The organism is Bacillus sp. AK128 (genome assembly GCF_053903075.1).
Map to the genome: position 1 here is coordinate 1,064,891 of NZ_CP096379.1, position 25,697 is coordinate 1,090,587.

General features: G+C 37.8%; 18 protein-coding genes and 1 other annotated feature. Of the genes, 14 read left to right on the forward strand and 4 right to left on the reverse strand.

Features of this window, described 5'->3' with window-relative positions:
• The first annotated feature begins 10 nt into the window (after positions 1-10).
• The 6 genes from hemC to ysxE all read left to right on the forward strand — a co-directional run bounded on the left by hemC (position 11) and on the right by ysxE (position 7,055).
• Positions 11-943 carry a hydroxymethylbilane synthase gene (gene hemC, locus M1D60_RS05035; RefSeq protein WP_456278090.1) on the forward strand — a complete coding sequence of 311 codons (933 nt, stop codon included), beginning with the start codon at positions 11-13 and terminating at the stop codon, positions 941-943.
• Positions 943-1,737 carry a uroporphyrinogen-III synthase gene (locus M1D60_RS05040; RefSeq protein WP_456278091.1) on the forward strand — a complete coding sequence of 265 codons (795 nt, stop codon included), beginning with the start codon at positions 943-945 and terminating at the stop codon, positions 1,735-1,737. The genes hemC and M1D60_RS05040 overlap by 1 nt, the downstream gene beginning before the upstream one ends.
• Positions 1,724-2,701 carry a porphobilinogen synthase gene (gene hemB, locus M1D60_RS05045; RefSeq protein ID WP_456278092.1) on the forward strand — a complete coding sequence of 326 codons (978 nt, stop codon included), beginning with the start codon at positions 1,724-1,726 and terminating at the stop codon, positions 2,699-2,701. The genes M1D60_RS05040 and hemB overlap by 14 nt, the downstream gene beginning before the upstream one ends.
• A gap of 15 nt (positions 2,702-2,716) precedes the next feature.
• Entirely contained in the window at positions 2,717-4,006 is a 1,290-nt protein-coding gene (gene hemL, locus M1D60_RS05050; protein ID WP_456278093.1) for a glutamate-1-semialdehyde 2,1-aminomutase, read from the forward strand.
• 770 nt (positions 4,007-4,776) lie between these two features.
• Positions 4,777-5,895 carry a stage VI sporulation protein D gene (gene spoVID, locus M1D60_RS05055; protein ID WP_456278094.1) on the forward strand — a complete coding sequence of 373 codons (1,119 nt, stop codon included), beginning with the start codon at positions 4,777-4,779 and terminating at the stop codon, positions 5,893-5,895.
• Positions 5,896-5,987: 92 nt separating this feature from the next.
• A complete protein-coding gene (gene ysxE, locus M1D60_RS05060) occupies positions 5,988-7,055 on the forward strand; it encodes a spore coat protein YsxE (protein ID WP_456278095.1) in 1,068 nt (355 codons plus the stop codon).
• A 67-nt stretch (positions 7,056-7,122) separates the two neighbouring features.
• Here ysxE and M1D60_RS05065 read toward each other — a convergent pair whose 3' ends face one another.
• Complete coding sequence (locus tag M1D60_RS05065) at positions 7,123-7,314, reverse strand: hypothetical protein (protein WP_456279353.1); 192 nt, start codon at positions 7,312-7,314, stop codon at positions 7,123-7,125.
• A gap of 198 nt (positions 7,315-7,512) precedes the next feature.
• Positions 7,513-7,774, forward strand: a binding site (T-box leader).
• A 273-nt stretch (positions 7,775-8,047) separates the two neighbouring features.
• On the opposite strand from M1D60_RS05065, the gene M1D60_RS05070 reads away from it, so the two are divergent.
• From M1D60_RS05070 to M1D60_RS05090, 5 genes are all read left to right on the forward strand, one after another.
• Positions 8,048-10,693, forward strand: a complete 2,646-nt coding sequence (locus tag M1D60_RS05070) for a valine--tRNA ligase (RefSeq protein ID WP_456278096.1) — start codon at positions 8,048-8,050, stop codon at positions 10,691-10,693.
• 63 nt (positions 10,694-10,756) lie between these two features.
• Positions 10,757-12,058 (forward strand): bifunctional folylpolyglutamate synthase/dihydrofolate synthase, encoded by a 1,302-nt coding sequence (locus tag M1D60_RS05075; RefSeq protein WP_456278097.1) that lies wholly within the window; start codon positions 10,757-10,759, stop codon positions 12,056-12,058.
• Positions 12,059-12,145: 87 nt separating this feature from the next.
• Positions 12,146-13,867, forward strand: coding sequence for a sensor domain-containing diguanylate cyclase (locus M1D60_RS05080; RefSeq protein ID WP_456278098.1), 1,722 nt, complete (start codon positions 12,146-12,148; stop codon positions 13,865-13,867).
• Positions 13,868-14,016: 149 nt separating this feature from the next.
• Positions 14,017-18,021 carry a DUF5057 domain-containing protein gene (locus tag M1D60_RS05085; RefSeq protein WP_456278099.1) on the forward strand — a complete coding sequence of 1,335 codons (4,005 nt, stop codon included), beginning with the start codon at positions 14,017-14,019 and terminating at the stop codon, positions 18,019-18,021.
• 68 nt (positions 18,022-18,089) lie between these two features.
• Positions 18,090-18,980, forward strand: a complete 891-nt coding sequence (locus tag M1D60_RS05090) for an ankyrin repeat domain-containing protein (RefSeq protein WP_456278100.1) — start codon at positions 18,090-18,092, stop codon at positions 18,978-18,980.
• A gap of 32 nt (positions 18,981-19,012) precedes the next feature.
• Here the strand turns inward: M1D60_RS05090 and M1D60_RS05095 are convergent, their stop codons facing one another.
• The 3 genes from M1D60_RS05095 to M1D60_RS05105 are packed head-to-tail and all read right to left on the reverse strand — an operon-like array spanning position 19,013 to position 21,895.
• The gene (locus tag M1D60_RS05095) at positions 19,013-20,665 is read right to left on the reverse strand and encodes a hypothetical protein (protein ID WP_456278101.1); all 1,653 of its coding nucleotides are present in this window, start codon (positions 20,663-20,665) and stop codon (positions 19,013-19,015) included.
• A 17-nt stretch (positions 20,666-20,682) separates the two neighbouring features.
• Complete coding sequence (locus M1D60_RS05100) at positions 20,683-21,333, reverse strand: prepilin-type N-terminal cleavage/methylation domain-containing protein (protein WP_456278102.1); 651 nt, start codon at positions 21,331-21,333, stop codon at positions 20,683-20,685.
• Entirely contained in the window at positions 21,320-21,895 is a 576-nt protein-coding gene (locus M1D60_RS05105) for a type IV pilus modification PilV family protein (RefSeq protein ID WP_456278103.1), read from the reverse strand. Before M1D60_RS05105 ends, M1D60_RS05100 begins: the two co-directional genes overlap by 14 nt.
• Before the next feature lie 114 nt (positions 21,896-22,009).
• Here M1D60_RS05105 and M1D60_RS05110 point away from each other — a divergent pair, with 114 nt between their 5' ends.
• The 3 genes from M1D60_RS05110 to M1D60_RS05120 are packed head-to-tail and all read left to right on the forward strand — an operon-like array spanning position 22,010 to position 25,697.
• The gene (locus tag M1D60_RS05110; RefSeq protein ID WP_456278104.1) at positions 22,010-22,702 is read left to right on the forward strand and encodes a hypothetical protein; all 693 of its coding nucleotides are present in this window, start codon (positions 22,010-22,012) and stop codon (positions 22,700-22,702) included.
• A 28-nt stretch (positions 22,703-22,730) separates the two neighbouring features.
• Positions 22,731-24,014: a hypothetical protein gene (locus M1D60_RS05115; protein WP_456278105.1), complete on the forward strand. Its 1,284-nt coding sequence runs from the start codon at positions 22,731-22,733 to the stop codon at positions 24,012-24,014.
• 21 nt (positions 24,015-24,035) lie between these two features.
• Positions 24,036-25,697, forward strand: coding sequence for a GspE/PulE family protein (locus tag M1D60_RS05120; RefSeq protein ID WP_456278106.1), 1,662 nt, complete (start codon positions 24,036-24,038; stop codon positions 25,695-25,697).

Genomic DNA, 25,697 nt, shown 5'->3' on the forward strand with positions numbered 1-25,697 from the left:
GATTTATTTTATGAGAAAAATAATTGTTGGCTCAAGACGAAGCAAACTTGCGATTACGCAAACTAATTGGGTCATTGAACAGTTAAAGGCCTTAGGTGCCCCCTTTGAATTTGAAGTAAAGGAAATTGTGACAAAGGGAGATATCATTCTAGATGTCACTTTATCAAAGGTTGGCGGTAAAGGTCTATTTGTAAAAGAAATCGAACAAGCGATGTTAGATAAAGAAATTGATATGGCTGTTCACAGTATGAAGGATATGCCTGCTGTATTGCCTGAGGGGTTAATTGTAGGTTGTATGCCAGAGCGTGTTGACTATCGTGATGCTTTAATTTCTAAGGATCACACTCCGTTAATGGAGCTAAAAGAGGGAGCCGTTGTTGGAACAAGTAGTCTAAGAAGAAGTGCTCAATTACTTGCTGTTCGTCCGGATCTTGAGGTGAAGTGGATCAGAGGTAATATTGATACGCGTCTTTCTAAGCTGAAAAATGAAGAATATGATGCCATTATACTAGCAGCAGCAGGCTTGAAGCGAATGGGTTGGGATGATGATGTTGTTACAGAATATTTAGAAACAGATCTTTGTTTACCAGCTGTTGGTCAGGGTGCTCTTTCGATTGAGTGTCGTGAGGATGATCATGAGCTTCTTGAGCTCCTTCAAAAGTTAAACGATGCTAAGACGGAACAAACGGTTCGTGCTGAGCGAGTTTTTCTAAATGACTTAGAGGGTGGCTGTCAGGTGCCTATTGCAGGGCTTGCAAAGCTTACTGATCAAGGACAAATTGAATTAACTGGTTTAGTGGGCTCTCCTGATGGTAAAACGATTTTAAAAGAAACCGTTACAGGTACGGATTATGTGGAAGTTGGCAAACAGGTGGCGTCGCTACTGCGTAATCAAGGGGCAGCTGATTTAATTCAAAAGGTAAAGCAGGAGCTTGATTCCTAGTGGTCACACAGCCATTACAGGATAAAACGATCGTCCTTACTCGGAGTGAGGAAAAAAGTAAAGAGTTAGCGGAGGAAATAGAACGCTTAGGTGGAAGTTCTATCATCCTCCCTCTCATAGAATTTCGACCAATTAAGCTATCTAAAGAAGATGAACAGCTTCTATATAATTTGGATCAAGTAGAGTGGCTTGTTTTTACTAGTGTTAATGGTGTTCAGTACTTTTTTTACCTTATCCACAATCTACGAATCACTCTACCTACTGGTGTGAAAATAGCAGTAGTTGGTACGAAAACCAAGGAAGCTATTGTTCAGCAAGGTCATCACCCTACCCTGCTACCAAAGGAATATGTGGCAGAGGGATTAGTTGAAGGTTTCCAGGAGCAATCTATTAGTAACAAAACGGTTGTTTATATTAAAGGAAATCTGGCTAGGGACATCATTCCAAACGAGCTTTCACAACTTGGGGCTGAGGTGAAGGAACTAATCGTTTATGAAACCTTTTGTCCAACTGAGAAAACACAAATGATCAAGCTATTAGAACAAAAGGTGGATGCGATTACATTTACAAGTCCATCAACGGTTCATCATTTTGTACAATTACTTGAAGGGACTCAGTGGCGCGAATGGCTACATAAAGTGGTCGTTTGTTGCATCGGGCCTATAACTGAAAAAGCAGCTTTAGCGGTAGAGATCGTACCAACGATTGTGCCACATACATATACAATGGACCATTTATTACAGGAACTTATTTCATATTATCAGGAAGAGGGGAATACTCATGACCTATTTTAATCGTCATCGCCGATTACGTCAGTCTTCTAATCTACGTTCAATGGTGAGAGAAACTCATCTACATACAGAAGATTTTATTTATCCTATTTTCGTAGTGGAAAAAGAGAATGTTAAACAAGAAGTTCCATCGATGCCAGGGGTATATCATCTATCACTTGATTTCTTATTAGAAGAAGTGAAGGAAGTAGTAGAGCTTGGGATTAAATCGATTATTTTGTTTGGTGTACCAAATGAGAAGGATGAAGTAGGCACCTGTGCTTATGACGAAAATGGAATTGTTCAACAGGCTATCCGAGTTGTAAAGGCGGAGTATCCAGAATTAGTTGTCGTTGCTGATACATGCTTATGTCAATACACATCACATGGTCATTGTGGTGTCGTGGAGGATGGGTATGTTCAAAATGATTCAAGTTTAGAGCTATTAGCGAAGACTGCTGTTAGCCAGGCAAAAGCAGGTGCAGATATTATCGCACCATCGAATATGATGGACGGATTTGTTGCTGCTATTCGACAAGGGTTAGACGAAGCAGGATTTGTTGATACGCCTATTATGTCTTATGCTGTAAAGTATGCATCTTCTTTCTACGGACCATTCCGTGATGCTGCACATAGCACACCCCAATTTGGGGATCGTAGAACGTATCAAATGGATCCGGCTAACCGCCTTGAGGCAATGCGTGAGGCAGAATCTGATTTGGCAGAGGGTGCTGATTTTCTTATTGTAAAACCAGCATTATCCTACTTAGACATCATTCGTGATGTGAAAAACAATTTTAATGCTCCAATTGTTGCTTATAATGTGAGTGGAGAATATTCCATGATTAAAGCTGCTGCTAAAAATGGCTGGATTTCTGAAAAAGAGATGGTTTTAGAAATGCTTACAAGTATGAAGCGCGCTGGTGTTGATCTAATCATTACATATTTTGCAAAAGATGCTGCCGCTTGGTTGTCTGAGAAAGAATAACAGGAGGCTATACAAATGAAGCAATATTCAAAATCAATCGAGGCTTTTAAAGAAGCAAAAGAGCTTTTACCTGGTGGAGTAAATAGCCCGGTTCGTGCATTTAAGTCGGTTAACATGGACCCTCTGTTTATGGAAAGAGGAAAGGGTTCTAAAATTTATGATATTGATGGTAATGAGTATATAGATTATGTACTTTCTTGGGGTCCACTAATCCACGGTCATGCTGATGACACGGTTGTTGAAGCAATTAAGAAGGTTACCGAGCTTGGAACAAGTTTTGGTGCTCCAACTCTTATTGAAACAGAATTAGCGAAATTAGTTATTGAAAGAATTCCATCGATTGAGATGGTTCGTATGGTTAGCTCTGGAACGGAAGCGACGATGAGTGCTCTCCGTTTGGCAAGAGGCTACACGGGTAAAAACAAAATTATGAAGTTCGAAGGCTGTTATCATGGCCATGGGGATTCATTATTAATTAAAGCAGGTTCAGGTGTAGCAACACTTGGTTTACCAGATAGCCCTGGTGTACCTGAGGGTGTGGCCCAAAATACGATTACAGTTCCATATAATGATATGGAAAGTGTGAAGTATGCATTTGAGCAATACGGTGATGATATTGCCGGGATCATTATTGAGCCAGTAGCAGGGAATATGGGTGTCGTTACACCGTTACCGGGCTACCTAGAGGAATTACGAGAAATTACCTCACAATACGGAGCTTTATTGATTTTTGATGAGGTTATGACAGGATTTAGAGTAGGCTATCACTCCGCACAAGGAAAATATGGAGTAACTCCAGACTTAACCTGTCTAGGTAAAGTTATTGGTGGAGGTCTACCAGTGGGTGCGTATGGTGGACGAAGAGAAATCATGGAGCAGATTGCACCAGCTGGACCGATCTATCAGGCTGGGACGCTCTCAGGAAATCCATTAGCGATGACGGCAGGTCTAGAGACTCTTCGTCAATTAACGCCAGCTTCCTATGAGGAGTTTGAAAGAAAAGCAGATCGTTTAATTGAAGGTTTCACGGCTGCAGCTAACAAGCATGGTATTCCTCATTCCTTAACTAGAGCAGGTTCGATGGTTGGCTTCTTCTTTAACGATGCAGAAGTTACCAATTACGACCAAGCCAAACAATCTGACCTAGGAAGATTTGCAGAGTATTACCAGCTTATGCTTCAAGAAGGCGTATTCCTACCACCTTCCCAATTCGAAGGCATGTTTCTGTCCACCGCACATTCAGACGAGGATATCGAACACACCATCCAAGCAGCAGAAAAAGCCTTTTCCCAATTGAAAAAATAGGCTGATTTGTTATAGTTTTAAAAATCCAAAATTAGTGAACAACCACTTTTCTCTATATGAGGAAGGTGGTTTTTTATTATGCCTCTGTTAACTCTTGTTGTTGATTTTCGTTCCAGGACACTCGCTTTCCGCACTTGCACAGGATGTGCTGGCTTCTGCGTTGCTCACAAGACGTGGCAGTCATTAGTAGAGGAACATTTATAATCGCATCCATCCACTTCAATCAACACTTATAAAAATCAACTATAAAGAACACCTAAATCAACAACAAGATTAACAATGTTTATAAAAGATCTTCTTGTAAAAATTGATGTTGTTATTTGGATAGCCTTGTTAAAATACTGAGTTGATTGGAGCGGAAGGCGCTCGACTCCTGTGGGAGATAGAGGGAAGCGTGAGACCCCGCAGGCGAAGCTTGTCTGGTTGCAGTGCCCAGCTCCTCGAGGTCAAATAACCCTTCTAGAATAAAAGGGAAAACCACCCTTTTTTTCTAGAAGGAACATTTGCTTGTCGGAGCTAATCCGGGCACTTCCACTTTTCGATGAGGAGGCTCACGTCCCTCCCCACGGAAAGCGAGTGCCTGCAGCGGAAATCAACGGACTCAATATAGATTCAATTCTTATATATATTAGCAATAAAATATACGAAAACAGCCTTTATAAAAGAAGTTTGTAAGATTAAGAAAGTTTCTTTCATAAACAAGCGTAGACTATCATAAATTTTAAATGACATCGTAAATATTTAGGAAGGTTTGAAGGGAGGAACGGAACGTGACAATTGAAAACCAATCGTCGATACGATTTTCTGTAGAAGAATCAATCTGGTTTGAAAGAGGACAGGAAGTAGCAGACTTGTTGTCAATGTCATTAGATCCTGAAATTATCATCCAAGAACATGATCAATATATATCTGTTAGAGGTGGTCTAATCTTAACGGGGGAATATCATGCGGATGATTCAGAGGGTGAGAGTACATTACAGCCTGGAGCAAGAACTGTTCAGGAAGTAGAACGTAATGAGGAGGGATTGTCTTTATTACGACATAAATTCCCGATTGACATCACGATACCGAAAAACAGAATTCAGAATCTTAACGATGTATACGTAACGATTGAAAGCTTTGATTATGAGTTACCGCAACGAGGTAATTTATTACTTGAAGCCGAGTTGTCGATTACAGGTATTTATGAAGATCAAGAAAGAAGCGAAGCAGCTCAGCAAGAAGCTCCACCAGCACCTCTACTACCTGTAGAAAATGTAGAAGAAGAGGTTGAGGATCTCGTGGAGGAAGAAGTTCTGGATATACCGCAGCCAGAAGAACTAAATTTACCTGAAGAAACTCCAGCTACTCCAGAAGTGGAAGAAGAAGAGCTAGTCCAACCACTAATGAGAGGCTCCCTTTATGAGGATGAGGAAGTGGATGAGGTAGATCAATCTGAGCAGGAAGATGCCTACACTCCTTTTGTTGTAGAAGCAAAACGTGATCCGGTTGCTGAAGCAGAAGAGGCTTTAGAAGAAGCGGTTGAAGAACTAAATGAGGAAGAGCAAATCCCTGTCTTAGCAAGAAAAGAAGGTCCTCAATTAGAATTCAAGAGTCGTGTCGATCAGCCAGCCAAAACTGCTAAGTCTGAGGAAGCAAATGGGGATGAAAGTTATAGTACACGAGACGAGAATGCTCTATACTTAACAAAAATCTTTGCTAAAGATGATGAGTCAGAGACTACTAGATTAAAAATGTGTATCGTTCAGAAAGATGAAACATTAGAGCTAATCGCTGAAAGATACGAGGTACAGCCGCAGACTTTAATCAGAGTTAATAATCTTGACCGTGATCATTTGGCTGAAGGTCAAATCTTATACATTCCTGTTGCAGTAGGGAGTCTTAAATAAAAATTAGGTACGTGAGAGAGTCTACACTCCTCACGTCTTTCTTTAGTAAGGGAATTTGTTGACGTACTAACTGTTAAAAAGGAAGTGCAGTCATGACTACTACAAAAATAGGTTACAATATTCAACCTTTACTTAATGAGTATGGAGTAGAAGCTGATTATGTAGAGGACCTAGGTTCTATTAAGAAAATATACTCTCAGCAAGGTACACTAGCTTTAAAGAAAACAAAGCTTTTACCTAATGAACTTAAACAATTCGAGCGAACCTTGAAATTTTTACATTATAAAGGATACGGAATGGCAGCTCCTGTTTATACAACGAAAGCGGGATCTTATTTTGTTTTTGACAGACAGCACCAAGCTGCCTATTATGTGATGCCATGGTTATCACCTAATGCTGAGGAAGAACGAAATGATCACCCTTTTAAAATGCTTAAGCAATTAGGAGAATTGCATGTTAAGACGGTAAAAGAGGAAAAGATATCAGAAGAACAGATTTCTCAGCTTGTTGACACTGAGAAGGAAAAGTGGCAAAAACGTAAGGCTGAATTAGAGAAGTTTGTTGAGAAGTGCGAGGATCAAGCCTTCATGTCTCCTTTTGAATTATATTTCTGTACTTATTATCAAGAAATGACGAGAGCTAGTGATTATGCCTTACGAAAGTTAGATGAATGGCATGAGCTGATGAAAGAGAAGAAGAACTACCGAACTGTTTTTACACATGGTAAACCATCCCTTCAGCATTTTTTATATAATGTCGAGGGAAATGGATATTTCATTAATTTTGAACGGGCGAAAAGACTTCCGCCCATTTATGATCTTCTCTATTTTTATTTTCGTTCATGTAAAACCTATCCGTTTCAAAATGATGATCGGTTCCAATGGTTTCAAACTTACCGAAAGCATTTTGGACTCAGGGAGGAAGAACTTACTTTATTTATGGCCCAGCTTGCTTATCCTGAGAGCTTGTACAAGGCTGTAAAGGATTATCGGCAGAGTAAAAGTAAAAAAGAAAAGACAGAAAGAGCCCATGTCCAGCTTTTACAAAGAGGATACTGGCAAATGAAAAATATAGAATATTTTTTAACGAATATCATGATGTATGAGGAGCAGGTCAAACAACAACAGCAGCAAAAAGAATCCCAAATGAATTCTTCATAAGGGATTCTTTTTAATTTTTATGATTAAACTCTTGTTCGGGTATCAAATTATTATAGTTTGATCCACGTCATATCCATTCTAGTTTGAAGCTTACCGCAAGCATGATAAGTATGGAAAGAAGAATGACATCAAAGGTTGTGGGTAAAAATATGGTTCGAATTGCTTGGAAAATCGTAAGTGGGATAATAATTTGAATTCCAACCGCTCGACAATACCTTAACCAAGGGGGAAGCGCATATGGATTATAACGTCTCCTCATCATTTGCCCTCCTAACTCAGTTATCCTACTATTAATCTATGTAATAACCATATAAAGGTGAGTATTTTGCTTGAACAATTCATATGGATATTACACTATACGCATAAGTTTTAAAAAATATGGCAATACTTATTGACGATTCAGTATCAATTTCGTAGACTAAGTTATATATTAAAGTAACTAACTAATAATGAATGATGAAATGCAAAGATAGGGAAGAGTACAGATTAGCTCCTTCAGAGAGAGAAGCCACCGGATAGTCTAAATATCCAATGCTGAAAGGTTTCTTAGGTAAAGCGAGGCTGGAAGGTCGCCCTTAAGCAGCTCTTTTGAACGATAGTAGGGAGAGCCGGTTCTCAGCCGTTACCTGACTTGAGAGTGTAGAACCATAAGCGTGTAAACGTGATTGGGTTTTACAAAAAAAGGTGGTACCGCGAAATTCAGCTCCTTCGTCCTTTTATTGGATGAATGGAGCTTTTTTATTGCTTAGGAAAACTATAAGATTTATCACTTGTGGATAACTAAGCGTAGTGCATAATAATCCGGCTCCAGCGCCCAGCCCCTCGAGGTCAAATAACCCTTGAAGAGTAAAAGGGAAAGATCACCCTTTTTCTCTTCAAGGAACATTTGCTTGTCGGGGCTAACCAGGGCGCCTGCGCCTTTTGTTTTTTTCTTCGGCAAGTGACAAGCACTGCTTGAATTTGGCGAAAATGTGAGTAAGGAGGAAATTGGGATGGAAGCAAATGGGCAAATGTTATCAACAAAGTATGATCCGAAGGCTGTTGAAGCCAATCGGTATGATTATTGGTTAAATGGTAAGTTTTTTGAGGCGAAGCCAGAAGAGGGGAAGGATCCTTATACAATTGTGATTCCGCCTCCAAACGTGACAGGGCGTTTACACTTAGGGCATGCATGGGATACGACTCTTCAAGATATTATGACTCGTATTAAAAGAATGCAGGGGTATGATGTTCTTTGGTTACCAGGGATGGACCACGCTGGAATTGCCACACAGGCGAAGGTAGAGGCAAAGCTTCGTGAAGAAGGTAAGTCTCGCTATGATTTAGGGCGTGAAAAATTCCTAGAAGAAACATGGAAGTGGAAAGAGGAGTATGCGGGCCATATTAGAGAGCAATGGTCAAAGCTAGGTTTAGGACTAGATTACTCACGGGAACGCTTTACAATGGACGAGGGACTCTCTAAAGCGGTTCGTGAAGTGTTTGTATCCTTATATGAAAAAGGACTCATCTATCGTGGTGAGAGAATCATAAACTGGGATCCTGCTACAAAAACAGCCCTTTCAGACATTGAAGTTATCCATAAAGACGTTCAGGGTGCTTTCTATCATATGTCTTATCCTCTAACTGATGGATCAGGTCATATCGAAGTTGCAACAACAAGACCTGAAACCATGCTAGGTGATACGGCAGTTGCGGTTCATCCTGAAGACGAGCGTTATAAGCATCTAATTGGGAAGACAGTAACTTTACCAATTGTTGGTCGTGAAATCCCGATTGTTGGTGACGATTATGTAGAAATGGAGTTTGGTTCAGGAGCTGTAAAAATTACACCTGCACATGATCCAAACGATTTTGAAATCGGAAACCGTCATGACTTAGAACGTGTTCTTGTGATGAATGAAGACGGTACAATGAATCAAAATGCTGATAAATACCAAGGCTTAGATCGCTTTGAGTGCCGTAAACAGATTGTTAAGGACCTTCAAGATCAGGGTATCCTATTCAAAATAGAGGAGCATACCCACTCGGTAGGACATAGTGAGCGTAGTGATGCAGTGGTTGAACCATATTTATCCACACAATGGTTTGTAGACATGCAGCCACTTGCCAATAAAGCAGTTGATTTACAAGCTTCATCTGAAAAAGTAAACTTTGTTCCAGAGCGTTTTGAAGGTACGTATTTACGCTGGATGGAGAATATCCGTGACTGGTGTATTTCACGTCAGCTTTGGTGGGGACATAGAATCCCAGCTTGGTATCATAAAGAGACTGGTGAAATGTACGTTGGACGAGAAGAACCAACTGATATTGAAAATTGGAAGCAGGATGAGGATGTACTTGATACATGGTTTAGTTCCGCGTTATGGCCATTTTCAACGATGGGTTGGCCAGATGAAGATGCGGCTGATTTCAAGCGTTATTATCCAACAAACGTACTAGTAACTGGATATGATATCATTTTCTTTTGGGTATCAAGAATGATCTTCCAAGGTCTGGAGTTTACAGGAAAGCGTCCGTTTGATGATGTATTAATTCACGGATTAGTTCGTGCAGCTGATGGACGTAAAATGAGTAAGTCACTTGGAAATGGTGTAGATCCAATGGATGTTATTGAAGAATACGGAGCAGATTCACTTCGTTACTTCCTATCAACTGGAAGCTCACCTGGTCAGGATTTACGTTTCAGTATGGAAAAGGTAGAGGCAACTTGGAACTTTGCTAACAAGATTTGGAATGCTTCACGTTTTGCACTCATGAATATGGATGGGTTAACGTATGAGCAAATCGATTTAACAGGTGAAAAATCAGTAGCTGATAAATGGATACTAACTCGTTTAAACCATACGATTCAAGAAGTAACAAAGCTTGTTGATAAATATGAGTTTGGTGAAGTAGGGCGTATCCTTTATAACTTTATCTGGGATGATTTCTGTGACTGGTATATTGAAATGGCGAAGCTTCCTTTATACGGTGAGGATGAAAACGCTAAGCTAACAACTCGCTCCATTTTAGCGTATGTATTAGATCAAACGATGAGACTGCTTCATCCATTCATGCCATTTATTACAGAAGAAATTTGGCAGGCTTTACCTCATCAAGGTGAATCGATTACTGTTTCTAGCTGGCCAACAGTTAATACAGAGTTATCTGATGAAGGCGCAGCCGCTGAAATGAAGCTGTTAGTGGATATCATTCGTGCGGTTCGTAATATCAGAGCAGAAGTAAACACCCCAATGAGTAAGCAAATCAGATTACAAATTAAAGCTAAGGATGAGCAAATTAGTGCAATGCTTGAGAAGAACCGTTCATACCTTGATCGTTTCTGTAACCCTAGTGAGTTGATCATTGGTATTACGATTAATAATACAGAAAAAGCAATGACAGCCATTGTAACAGGTGCAGAGCTATCACTTCCTTTAGAAGGCTTAATCAATATTGACGAAGAAGTGAAGCGCCTAGAAAAAGAGCTGGATAAGCTTGAAAAAGAAGTAGAACGTGTTCAAAAGAAATTGAGTAATGAAGGGTTTGTTAAAAAGGCCCCTGAACAAGTAATTGAAGAGGAACGCCAAAAGGAAAAGGATTACACCGACAAGCGTGATACGGTTCGATTACGTATAGAAGAATTAAAACAGCTATAAAAGAAAAAGTGGGGGCGAATTTCGTCTCCACTTTCTATAGTTGAAGGAGATGGAGGCAAGGCGATGTTTACTTCTTATGAGGATACATTAGAGTGGATACATTCACGTTTAAAGTTAGGAATTAAGCCAGGGTTGAAAAGAATGGAATGGATGATGAATCGTCTGGGTCACCCTGAGCGAAGAATTAGAAGCATTCATGTTGCAGGCACAAATGGAAAAGGATCTACTGTTAGCTATATTCGTTGTATTTTACAAGAGGCGGGCTATTTGGTTGGTACGTTTACTTCTCCCTACATCGAACAATTCAATGAACGAATCAGTGTGAACGGACTTCCGATTTCAAATGAAGAGATGATTACGCTAGCGAACAAGATTAAGCCATTAGTAGACGAATTAGAACAAACAGAATTAGGCTCACCAACAGAATTCGAAGTCATTACGGCCATGTCTTTTTATTATTTTGGACAGGTACATCCAGTAGACTTTGTCATTTATGAAGTAGGACTTGGTGGGCGCTTTGACTCGACAAACATTATTCATCCCTTACTTTCAGTGATTACAACGATAGGCTTCGATCATATGGCGATATTAGGTGATACGATTGAGCAAATTACCTTTGAAAAAGCGGGAATTATAAAATCAGGAGTGCCGGTTATTTCAGGTGTTCATCAGCCAGAAGCAATCAAAGTAATTGAGGAAAAATCAAAGGACAAAAAGGCAAAATTATATCTAAAAGATCAACAATTTATGGTCACTAACCAGCTTTCAACACCACAAGGGGAATTTTTTACCTACCAATCAGATCGCAACCACTTCCGGGATTTATTTTTAACAATGAAGGGTGGACACCAGGTGGTGAACGCATCACTTGCGGTGAAAGCGGTAGAGTATTTACAAACCTACTTATCCATACAAATCGATGAAATTCATATCCGAGCAGGACTTGAGAAAATGTATTGGATGGGCAGATTCGAGAAGCTGCAGGATGATCCAACGATTATTATTGATGGAGCTCATAATCCGGAGGGCATGGGCGAGCTAGTGAAAACGGTTAAAAATCATCTGAAGAACCAGCCAATCACGGTAATTTTTAGCGCATTAGAGGATAAAAAGCTTGATGATATGGTGGAGCAATTAGACGAAATCGCAACCAGGATTATCTATACATCCTTTGTTTTTCCAAGAGCAGCCTCTGCAGAAATGCAATATAGTCGTCAACCTTTGGAAAAAGCTAGCGCGGTTGAAGATTTTAAGGATGCAATCGATCAAGCACTAGAAAATAATGGACATGCCATTTTAATTACCGGATCTCTATACTTTATATCCCAGGTTCGACAATACTTGAAGGGCAATCATAAAAAGTAAAATTATTGTAAAGTTTTTATGACAGCTATCTGAATATTTGATAAAATGAAGTATAGTTTTACATTCTATGTAGAAAGAAGGGGGATTATGGGAGTAAAAAAGCCTGTTCGAATAGGCATATGGATGACATGGTTACTAGTGTTCCCAGCAACTAGCTGGTATATCTTTCAACAATTTCCCCCGACTATTTCTGGATTTGAAATAAATATTTTTGTATTCTTGATTTTAATGTGTATCGTGGCTACTTTGCCAGTCATTGTAAATGACACACCGATTTTCTTTACCCATGGTGTATCATTAGCAGTGTTTCTTGTGTTTGGTCTATTTGTTGAGATGATTTTAATGCAAATTGCCATTCTAGTTCTTCTATTAAAAGTGCATGTTACTAGAAACACTATTTATAGATTACCGATGAACTCTTTGATGTTTCTGGTCGTATCAATTATTGGTGCATTCGTTTATTATTTACTTGGCGGAACGAACGACCCTTTAACATTAAATACAGTTGAAGACTTTATCCCTATTTTGGGTTATATCATATCAACATTTCTTTCAAACAACGTCATTATCTATTTGATTAGAAGATCCCTCCATAAAAGTAAAGAAAATTTCTTCAGCAAGGATTTATTATGGGAAGCGATGACAAGCTTACTCGTATACCCAGTTGGAGTCGTTTTGTACTTACTTTATATTGAAATCGGGTTAATTAGTACTTTCTACTTAGGGATTCCATTTATAAGTATTGCGATCATTCTGCAGCTCTATCATTCTAGTCAACAAGTAAACTCCTATCTACAAAAGGTTAGTGAGATTGGCCATCAGTTAACGGAACGGTTAGAGGTTGAGCAAGTATTATCACTATTTGTGGATAAGCTTACTAAGACATTACAAGTAGATTATGCGTATATTGTTAATATTAAGCGTGATTATAATTTTGAAATACTCCGATATTTTGAGCTAGGAGAAGAAAAGGCTGGAGACGGACATACTTTTGAACAGGAAAAAGGGATTAGTGGCTATATATATCAGACAAGTAGGCCAGTTCTGTTCAAGAGTAGTAAAGATTGGATTCACATGGCGTTGCCAGATGTCCCAATTGAGGCGGAAAGCTTGATTGGTGTACCGGTTAAGAGGAACCAAAAAATTGTCGGAATCATCCTCCTACTTTCTAAGAAAAAGAGGGCGTATGAAAGCTTCCACCTAATGATTGTCGATATTTTAGCCAATTATTTAGCCGTAGCGATTGAAAATGCTAGACACTATGAAGAGGCCAAAAAGACTAGTGAACATTGTGCATTAACAAAGCTTTACAACTATCGATTCTTTGAAAATAAACTAGAAGAAGAGTTTAACAAGCTACTATCCTCCAGAACTAGGTTGGAGCTATCGTTAATCTTGTTAGACATCGATCACTTTAAATCAGTCAATGACACATATGGACATCAAGCTGGAAATGAAGTGCTATTCGAATTAGCAAGACGACTAGAAGCGAGCATTAGTACAAAAGGAATTGTGGCCCGATACGGCGGAGAAGAATTTGCAATCCTTCTGCCCGGTTTCGACCGTTTCACTAGCTATCGTCTAGCAGAATCAATCAGACAAGCTATTTCAAGTGAACCATTTACGATTAACCATCACCTAACTGAAACAAGCAAAATTGTAGAAATTACCATCACCGCAAGTATCGGCGTTGCAACCGCCCCTGAGGACGCAGATGACCCAATGACCTTAATCCGTCACGCAGACCGGGCCATGTATACAGGAGCGAAGCAAAAGGGTCGAAATAAGGTTGCGCAGTATGTGAAATAGCAAAAAACTCATATCTTAATAGATTATGAGTTTTTTTGTTTTTAAATAATTTGTTTGTGTTATTTTGTCGAAGAGTTGATATAATGAAGAATAAGTATAAGTAAAAATACCTATTTTTTCTGATTGGCATATAACTGGAGGTGCTCATTTTGAACCGTAAGTCTTTTGTTTCAATAGTTTCTGTAATTTTATTATTGCTTTCCTTAATTTCACCGTATCAGTCAAGTGTAAATGCGGAAGACGAAAATGAGTTTCATCTCTTAGTTATTATTGACCAAGAGGATGATAAAAATGATTTACCTAGTTTCCCTAGATACATAGAAACTACCGTTGTTAGAATGAAAACATTCGTCGCTCAACGAGAGCAGCTGGATGGGAAGTATGATGGGATATATATTCATGATGGTGATTATTCAGGTAATCCTCCAACAATTGACCCGCCTTTGGGTGAAGATACATTGCAGTTTGACAGAGATGAGCGACGAGAAGAGTATAAGACTGCTAATCAGATGAATGATATTACTAGTTTAAAAGCGAATGAAATAATAGAAGATTTTATAAAAAAAGGTCAGCCAGTAGTATTACACGAAGATATTTTTAATCAGACTTGTTCTGATGTATTAGCTGAAGATAGAAGATGTGTTTTGAAGACATCCTTTCTACCATATAAAGATGATTACTCTAATGTGATAATTATTAATGATAGCTTTCCAGAACTTACAACATCAAGACCAAAAATAGATCTAATAGACTCACCTGAAGAATACGTAGATGAACAATCCATGAAATATATAGCCGGTGATGAAATCGAATATACTTTTAGTGTAGAAAGTAATAATACTGATCGTTTACTAGCTAAACTATATATTGATACTGATTATAATAGTAGATTCGATAGTCATGATTTAATTGTTGAGAAGAATGTTAGCAGTCTCCCGAGTGAAAATAATGAATATACGTTAACGTATAAAGTGCCAAGAGGATTTTCGGGAATTAGGATTTGGAAACTAGAGATTACCGATACTGCCGGGCAAAATTTAAAGGATTATGAAACAGGTGTATTCCGGTTTGAAGGGGAAAAAGTTGAGGTTAGGGTTCTTCAAATTACTAAAGATAGCAACTATTCCGGTAGTTTAGAAGATGTTCTAAATAAAGATGTGATTAAAGGTAAAGATGGGAATACCATTGAAACTGAGTTTATGAAAATTACGATTGATGTTACAGATTTACACTCATTTAATACAGGCGGTTATGACCAGATCAACGGTAGATACAATATGTTGATTTTTGGATTCCAGGATGAATATGGAGCAAAAGAAATTAGTGAAGCAGCAGCTCGGAAGGTAAAGCAATTTATTGATACGAACCAAAGTGTATTCTTTACTCACGATACTTTACGTCGAGATCGTGAAAATGGAGATACTTTAGACGAGACAAACAATTGGTTTAGAGTATTTATGGATATTTCTGGTCAAACGGTTCCGGTTTATAATCCGAACAAGAGTAACTCAAGTGAGAACCCAGGTGATTTTTATCTAGAAACGAATCTAGGGAGAAATGGAACAGGAGTAGTTAATGTAGGAAAAGCTAACCAGGTAAATGATGGACTAAGGACTCAGTTTCCTTATGACATTGGGGATATTGATATATCTTCCACTCATGCCCAATATTTTGCACTAGATTTAAATAATGAAGATGTAATGACTTGGTATAATCTCGACAATTCGGGATTGGATAATAAAGATAGCTGGAATCATTATTACGCATATTCCATTGGTTCATTGACTTATTCAGGTGCAGGGCATACAAATAATAGTTTTAGTGAGGGTGAGCAGAAACTCTTCGTAAACTTAATGTATCAATCATTCCTAGGTTCCAACCATGCACCTATGATAACATTGTACACACCTGAAGTTGAAACTGCAGTGAAGCCTACTAAGAACTTAGATGTTGTTTACAAGCTTGAAGACCTTGATTTAAATGATTTTGAACTACAAACGAGAGTCTATGTGAAAGGTCAACAGGACCCAAGAAATATCCAGTTTGAAAAAGCTTATACTGGTGCAGTTATTAATAAGTCATTGGATAAGTCTGTCTTAACCGGTAATTCTATTACACTTGTAATTGAGGCAAAAGATAAATCAGGAGCCATTGCTATTAAAGAAGTGGAGATTAACATAGACCGAAGTGTACCATTAGTTTCTGCAGATCGTTCATTTGATAATAATAGTACCTACCTGAAGGCGGAAACCTTCTCAATAGCCAAAATAAATTATACAATCCATACGCAAGGATTTAATAAAGACAACTTTGCTGGAGATGCACTTTATCCGTTTGCGATTGATTCTGAACCAAATACAGGTTCATTTATTAACCTTCCAGATGAAAGTTCTGACCCTGGTAAAGATCTTATTCTACTCGATCTTGATCTTCAAAATAACACCTTAGAGAATGAAGTACGATATGGTTATCGAGGACCAGAATACAAAATTAATGATCAAGTTACTCATGAAAATGGGAACCGGACAGGGCAGTGGCATAAAGAAGCGATTGAAAGCTTAATAGGTAAAGAAATAATTATTCCAGTTATAGATGGTAATGATAAAATTAAAAAATTTGCTAAGGTTAAAGTTAAAGAAGTTTTTGTTGAAAGTAACGGCAACGGCAATGGTAACGGCAACGGCAATGGCAATGGCAACGGCAACGGCAATAACGATAATAGTGGAGTCAATACTAAAGCGAAAGTACAAGTAATTGGCTATCAAAATGCTTACTACTCTTCTCCGATCGTAAAAGATATAACAGTGAGAGAGGTATTCCCTGAAGGAATTGAAGTTGAGGATGTTCCTTCCGGGTTCACCATTACTAAACAAAATGGAAAAACGGTTGTGACAGGTGCGGTTAATCTATTTACTTATGATGCAGAAGGTAAGCCAACAGGAGAATCTGAACAATCATTTTCGATTTCAATTAAGCCAACAATAGATGATTTATTCACATTAAATAATTCAGTTGTAACATATACGAATCCAAATGGTATAAGAAGCACAACTAGTTTTGATCAACTTAGACTTGAGTCGTATACTGCTGTTGAATCAGTTGAAATAGTAGAAGATAACCTAGTTCTGAATAAAAATTCATCAAAGCTACTTCATGCAGTAGTTAAACCAAGCAATGCTGATCAGGCCGTTATTTGGTCATCTAGTGATCCTAGCATTGTAGCTATCGATCAAAATGGTAATATCACAGCTTTAAAACCTGGAACAGCAACGATTTCGGTGAAATCTGTTGAGTATGATGATGAGCAAGATCCTGTTAAAAAAGCGAAGCTAACAGACTCTATTGAAGTAACAGTAAGAGTCCCTGTTGATAGTATTCAAATAAAGCCAGCTGAGCTAATTTTAAAGCACGGTGAAACTCAACCTATAGAAGCTATTATTAATCCTGAGAATGCAACCAATCTGAATGTTACATGGATTGAGGGAGATAGCAATATAGTAACACTTGAACCATCAGGTAAGAATGCGAAGGTTACTGGAGACAATCTCGGACAAACCACAATAAGAGTCGTTTCTGAAGATGGCGGAAAAGAAGCAGTTATACCAGTTACGGTTGTTCCTGATCTATCTATTACACCTTCTGAGATGACTATACAAATAAGTGGTGAAGGTAACTTTAATATTGATGAACGCTATGAAGAATCGCTTGTCAACTGGTCTATTGATGATCCATCCATAGCCACTATTGATCAAGTCACAGGTAAGGTAACAGGAAATGCGGTTGGTGAAACTAAGGTGAGGGCAACGTATAAAGGAGATTCATCCATTTATGCAGAAGCCAAACTAATTGTAAAATCAAACCTTATAAATATTGGGTTACCTCAGAATGAAATACTGCTTATTGGACAATCCAAACAGTTAAGACCTAGTGTATTTCCTGGAGAACCAAGTGATTATATATTTTCTTGGACTACATCCAAACCAGACTATGCAACAGTTTCAAATAATGGAGTAATAACGGGGAAATCAATAGGAGTAACCTATATAACGGTTACAGAAGTATTGACCGGGATAACTGCCACAACACAAGTAACGGTCGTTAAAGAGTTTACTGAAGAAGATCCACCAATTGATCAAGATGATGTTCGTTGGTAAATGAAAGAAAGAAGCCATAACAATTGATGTTATGGCTTCGACTTTGAGCCGATAAAGGTGATGATGATATGAGTAAGTCAAAACTTAGTATAGGATTAGTTGTTGTTTTTATAGTTGCTGCGATTATATTAACTTGGTATTTAGTGACTGGAAACTCGGTAACGGTTAAAAGTAATCTTGAAGAACAAGCTCAATTGAATCAATTATTAACTGATGCAATTCGTCATAATAATATAGAAGAGGCAAGACGTTTATTAGATGGAGGGGCAAGTCCAAATGTCCAAATGGATGAGGGATTCTCAATCCTCACGTACAGTATAAAGAGTAGCTACACTGAGCTAGCTTCCTTATTAATTGTAAAAGGTGCAGAGCTTGATGAAATAGTCTTCGATGGAAATACATTATTAATGGAAGCGGCTTATGTTGGTGATGAAGTGCTTGTTTCAACATTGATTGAGAAAGGGTTAGATATTCAAGAACCCAACGAAACAGGTTGGACAGCTCTCCATGCTTCTATGTCTTCTGGTTCAATCTCTGTCGTTTCTAAGTTGGTTGATGCTGGAGCAGACGTAAATGTAAAAAACGAAAAGGGCTGGACCCCCTTGATGGAAGCCATTTATCAAAACCATCCTGAGATTGTAACTTACTTAATTGAACAAGGGGCAAACGTTGATGCTATGGAGGAAAACAACCAGACTCCTCTCATGATTGCTGCAATGGTTCCGAATAATGGTGAAGTGCTTAGACAATTAATTTCACTTGGTGTAAATGTTAATCAACAAGATGTAAACGGAAAAACCGCTCTAATGTGGGCAGTTGAATTTGGCTATGCGGCTAATGTAGAAGTTTTGTTAGACGCAGGAGCAGATTCATCAATCCTGTCTCATGAAGGTGAGTCTCCTCTTGATATTGCAAAATATTTTGAAGATCATACGATCATTAATATGCTACAAAACTAAAGACAAGTGAGCTTTTCACTTGTCTTTTTACATTAATCAATATACAAATTATCAGGAACCACTTGAAGTCTTTCCACTCTTGGTAAAGCGTCTAATTGATCTAATATTACATCTTTATCGTAAATAACATTAAAACGAGATGGTTTATCAAGTTGTTCAAGTTCAGTCACAGTTATGGTCTTATCTGCATTTTGGATGGTATTCCCTCGTGTAGCATTAATTACTAGTTGATCTTTAGCAAAAATTCCACCATGAATATAGAATAATGACCCTACTCCATAAAGCTCAGCTTCATCATCTGTGTAAAAGAAAGCTTTCAGTGGTGAAATATTTGTTACATCATTAAGGTTTTGAACATGCCCTTCATAGTCGGTAAATTCATTTATTCTCGTAATGGTTAACTTTCCGAGTGACATTAATACTAGTTGCTTATCATTAATTCCTTCAATATTTGTATTTAGAATTGTTGCCTCGCCTAGTGAATAAATAGTTGAGTCAAAAGATACAACATCGTTTTCACCTTCATTTACTGGCTCTTCATTTCCTGCGATGATGACATCTCCAGTGACAAGTATATTTCCGTTAACTTCCAAAGGGTTACCTGCAGTATCAAAAGGAAATATTGTTAAATCACCATGAACAATAAGCCATGTATGCTTAGGTATAAGTAAATCAGTTGTCAGTGTTAGTGTGGTCTTTTGACCATTCGACTTAGAGTACAATACATATTCAGGTTCCGGTAAAAATTTTAGCCTGAGTTCATCTTGTGTAGTAGCAAGAAAATTCGAATCTTCCACATAGTTTGCAATTATTGTCTCGATTTGTTGGTCACGATTAGGTTCATTGATTGCAGGAATTGACTCCTCCGTTACAGGTCTGGTTGGATCACTAATCAAATCATTAATTTTTTCTGCAAATGATTTTCGAAAGTTAATATCAATAAAATCTTTTTTATCTGTTTTTATGGTAGGTATTGTTTCTAGATAAAATAGCTTTCTTAATTCCTCATCCGAATAGTCTTCATAATTTAATGCGTTCCATCGGTTTTGAACATATAGATTCCCTTCAATAGCAGGGAACTTCGTGTTAGCTGTTTTGGCTGAAATACTATCTATATAGTTTGCTTGGTCTTGGAGATAAATATCATTAGCAAACACATTTCCGTAAATAAATGGTGATCCGTTTAAATATAACCCCTGATTCTCTTCCATTCCTATACTTCCCACCGCATATTCTAAAAAGCTTGGCGTCGGAGAAAGGATAATATTTTGATGCACGCGTTTTCCATCAAGGTCTACTGACAACTCTAGTACTCTAGTAAAATAATGGTCTGTATCGATATAATCATAACTATTACCTGCTAGAGTTAAATCGGTAATTTGTATTTGAGGAGTCGAATACTTGTCCACTATAGATTGTGTGAAAATCTGAAGCTTCTCGTTAAAGTCCATCATGTCGGATTCATCTAAAGGATACTTTGAACGGTTTTGCATTTCTACTCTAAATTCGGCTGTTACTTGTTCAATGGTATTAATAGCATCCTGCGTTGAAATAATCTCAGCATTCCGAAATTCAGTACGTTTCGATCCACCTATACTTGCTGAAATGATAGAAAGACCGAGCACCATGAACACGAGGCTGACTAGTAAGACAAGTAATAAACTTGAACCTTTTTCATTTCTCATTTTTGTCTGATGCCTCCTTAATAGCCGAATTTACTTGTTAAAGTAAGGGGCTTCACGTGTAATTCATTAGATGGTCCGTAATTTGTATTTTCTAGTGTTAATTGAATATTGAATATCCCGTTTATACACCGTTGTTCATTTGAAGAAAGAACAGTCTCATAATTCGTGCACAAAAAATCGATAAAAGAATTATCAGAACTAATTATGTCTTCACCGTCAGTTATGGATATATTCGTCACATTAAGTGGTTCATCGTTTAAAAACACTTGGTTATTTTCTAACTTTAGTTCATTAATAATGACTTCACCAGCGCTCTTCTGGGTTTCTTCCACTAAATTATTATCCGCCGAAGAAACAGTTAGTTTATTGTCGTTTACAAACTGATAACAATTTTCTATGTCTGTCCCTGAAATTTCATCTTTGCAAGGTTTGATTGTATCTGGTGATAATTCATAAATGGAATTCATAATTCTAGCAACTACATAATCAGCTTCATCTCGAATTTGTCCTTCAACTCCAATGACTTTATAGGCTTTTACCCCTGTTAGGAAAACACCATATATAGAGGTGATAATGATCGAAGAAATAGCAAGTCCAGCAAGTAACTCTATTAAAGTAAAGCCCTGTTGATTTTTAAGGGTATTTTTTAGGTGCTTAATTCGTATCATTTGAGATCACCCCTTCCATCATAATAGGTGTTGTACTACCCCAGTGTACCTCGACATCAAAATGAACGATATACTGCGATAAAGGATCTGTTCCACCTGTAAGATGCGCTGGAGTGGGGCGCAGCTTTACGATGACAAAATGGTCATCTGTATTATAGACCTGTCCATTAATTTGAGGTGTTAATACTAGCTCACAGCTGGATTGCTCCTGGAATAATGATAAGTTGTAGGATTTCTCATTTTTTGTAATAGTTATGGTTTCATCACATGAACTACCATTAATTAATATATACTCTCCTGTTTCATCAATTGCAGAATTACCGTTAGTTGTTTGTTCTTCTAAGTAGGTTTTCATATATTGAAAATCTTGTTTTTCTATATAAGTCACGACACTTCTACCAATATTAAGTGCAACTGTCTTATCTTTATTTAAATTAGTATAAGTGTAGGATTGTGTAAAGAAGGCGAGTAAAGTTATGAGTACAACACTTAAAATCGTAATCGAAACTAGTACCTCTAGTAATGTGAACCCTTTGGAATTGTTTTTGACAAAATCATGCATAATGTGACACCTTCTTTCAAATTCCTTACGTTTATTATACAATAAGATTAATAGAAAATAGTAAAATAGTATGAGATCAATTACTAGTTTTTAAAGACAATTGAGGTGCTTTTAATGATAGAATCTTTATTTTTTCTCTTTGGCATTGTCATAGTAGGGTTATTTCTTTTCTTTATACCAAACCAGTTTAGTAAAATGGGCAAAACTACCATACTTTTGTCCTCGTTTTTACTAGCAGGATTCGCTCTAATGGCTAAAAATGTTGTCACCCTATGGCAAGTGGTGTTAGTCATCATCCTCCTTTCTTTTTTGGTAGCGTATCTATTACAAAAGAAGATAGGTAAACAGTTGAGCAAACAAGCAAAACCATTAATTAAGCCTGAACAAGTTTATCTAGAAGAGGAAGTCATTAAAACACTGCCAGCAATGGAAGAAAAGATTGAATTAAAGGAAACGAATGTTCCCCAGGAAATAAATAAGGTTTTTGAAAGTGAACCATTAAAAGAAGAGAAACTAGTAGAAGACATAGAAGAAGAGTTTTTAAGTGCCCGTGCCGAGGTAGCAGCAACGGTGGAGAAAGATGAAGTAACCCTATTTAACTCAAGTGATGAAGATGAGCTACCTGAGCTAACACAATTTCAAGAGGTAAAGGAAACTCATCAGGAGACTAGGATTGACAATGAAGAATTAGAATTATACGAAGAGCTTTATAAGGACAAGCCAACTATTGAAGCAAATGAATTAATTGAAAAAAACAATGATACAGAAATTGAAATAGAAGAATTAGTATTCGGTGATCGAAAATAGGTTGTCGTGATCTGAGGAGGAGAAACAGGTGGAAACCTCAAGTTTGATTAAAATTTTTAGTAGTATTGCGATTAGTACTTTATTTATCTTCTCAATCTCACAGGTAGGATATGCCGTATACCAATCAGTAGCGGAGCAGGGGACCGGCTATGAGGAAAATACGTATTTAGGACCGATTAATATTTCAGGTTTATCAGAGGCTGAAGCTCTAACAAAGGTCTCTGCTGAAGTGAGTTCTTGGCTAGAACAAAACATAGTTCAACTATCCTTTAATGGTGAATCTACGCCTGTACCATCAGACTATTTTACGTTCCTGCTAGACCAAAGCTTAGCTTCTGTAATGAATGGTAAGCAAAATCAATTAATGGTGACAGTGTCAGATGTAGAGTTGAAAATGGCACTTGTTGATTCCATTTACCCTATAGCGGTTGATGAAGTCGATATGGAGAAGTTAAAACTAAATATTGAATTGATTGCCACAGCTCTTTCTAATGAAATAACAACATTAACTGTACAAGATTATTTTACGACGGATGCTTTCTCAGCAAGCACGACCATTTCTGAAGCAAGTCTTAGTAAAATTCCAAATGATATTGACTTACAATCTTACGCTCATTTGTTCTCAACCATCAATGTACCAGCCAATAGTGAGCTTTCATTACATGTAATACTAACCGATAATGGGGTACCACATGAAACAGCAAGTGTACTTGCTACATTGCTTTATAAGACCATTCTACCGACTAATTTTAATGTTATTGAACGTCAGATGAGCGCACAGTTACCTGTATACGGGGAACTTGGGTATGAAGCAAAAGTATCAGAACATCATGATTTTGTTATCTATAATCCCAATTCTACTGACTATGTGGTTGAAATTGAAAACACCTCAGATGGCATACAGGCAACACTAACTGGCTTACCTTTACCTTATCAATATAAAGTTGAAATAGTAGATTCAGAGGTTCATAAACAGAAAGTCATTATCCAATACGATGCCAATTTAGAAATTGGACAGAAAAAAGTATCGGAAGCTGGAAAAGAAGGATTGTCGGCAACAGTTATGAGGCAAAAGCTAGATCAGAAAGGTCAACTCCTAGAAAAGCAATTAATCTCAAAGGATTTTTATCCACCCGTTCATACGGTTGAGCTTCATAGTCTAAAGGTTGCGATTAATTTTAGCTCAATTGAAGAGACAGTAGAGGAAACAGAGGTTAATGACGACTCTTCCGAATTAGGCGAGGAAACTGATGATACTCAAGAAGAAGAGAGTGACTTAGAAGACTCTGAAGAAGAAATTATTGAAAAATAATAGAGTAAAAGGAGGGAATATATGAAGCAGACCAGGAAACGTTTAGGTGATTTGCTAGTAGAAGCGGGCCTTTTAACGGAACAACAATTGGAGCAAACCTTACGAGAGAAAAGTGAAGGTCAAAAACTTGGAGATGCGCTTGTCCAGCAGGGATATGTGACAGAAACACAATTAATTGAAGTGTTGGAGTTTCAGCTTGGAATTCCTCATGTAAGCTTATACCGTTATCCATTCGATTCAAAGCTTAAAAACCTAGTTCCAAAGGATCTAGCGAAAAGACAGCTGATTATGCCGTTGAAAAAAGAAGGAGATAAGCTGTTTGTTACGATGGCAGATCCAATGGATTTCTTTGCGATAGATGATTTGCGTTTATCGACTGGCTTTCAGATTGAAACAGCGATTTCGTCAAAGGATGATATTTTAAGAGCGATCACGAAATACTACGAAATCGATGAAAGCTTAGAAGAGATGCTTACTGACCTTTCACCTGGACAGACTGTGGAAGAGGAAGAAGTAAAGGATCAAGATTCTCCAATTGTTCGACTGGTCAACCAGATTCTCCAAAATGCCGTTCAACAAAAGGCAAGTGATATTCATATTGATCCACAAGAGACGAAGGTTGTGATTCGCTATCGTGTTGATGGCGTGCTTCGAACGGAAAGAATCCTTCCCAAGCATATGCAGAGTGTGTTACTTGCTAGAATTAAAATTATGGCCAATTTAGATATTACCGAGCATCGTATTCCTCAGGATGGAAGACTTAAAATAAATTTGGATTTTCATCCTATTGATTTACGGATCTCGACCTTACCTACAGTTTATGGTGAAAAGGTTGTTATGCGTATTTTAGATTTGAGCAGTGCTCTCAATGACATAGACAAGCTTGGTTTTAATAAGCTGAATTTAAAGCGTTTTTCACAGGTGATTGAAAAGCCAACAGGCATTGTGTTAATTACAGGTCCTACTGGTTCAGGTAAATCTTCAACGTTATATGCTGCCTTAAATAAGCGAAACTCAGAAGAGGTTAATATTATTACGATTGAAGACCCAGTGGAATATCAGCTTGAAGGAATTAACCAAATTCAAGTAAACAACAATATTGGCATGACCTTTGCAAAGGGGTTACGAGCTATTTTACGACAGGATCCTAATATTATAATGGTAGGGGAAATTCGTGATAAGGAAACAGCAGAGGTAGCGATTCGTGCTTCTCTTACAGGTCATTTAGTATTAAGTACGCTACATACCAACGATTCTATTGGTACAATCACGAGACTGATTGACATGGGAGTAGAGCCGTTTTTAGTAGCTTCTTCCTTAACTGGAGTTGTAGCACAGCGTTTAGTACGAAAGGTATGTCGTGATTGTAGTCAGGTGGATGAACCTACGAAACGAGAAATCGAGATTTTTCAAAAGCGAGGACTCTCGATTGAAAAAATTGTTCGTGGAAGAGGCTGTCCTACCTGCAATATGACAGGTTACAAAGGTCGTATGGCCATTCATGAAGTCATGCTCATTAATGATGAAATGAGAAAGACAATCTTAAACTCAGAGTCTATTACAGCTTTAAGAGAGCTGGCGATGAAAAACAAAACGATTTTCCTCATTGATGATGGGTTATTAAAAGTTAAACAAGGCTTAACAACAACCGAAGAAATCTTACGTGTTGTACTTCCAGAGTAG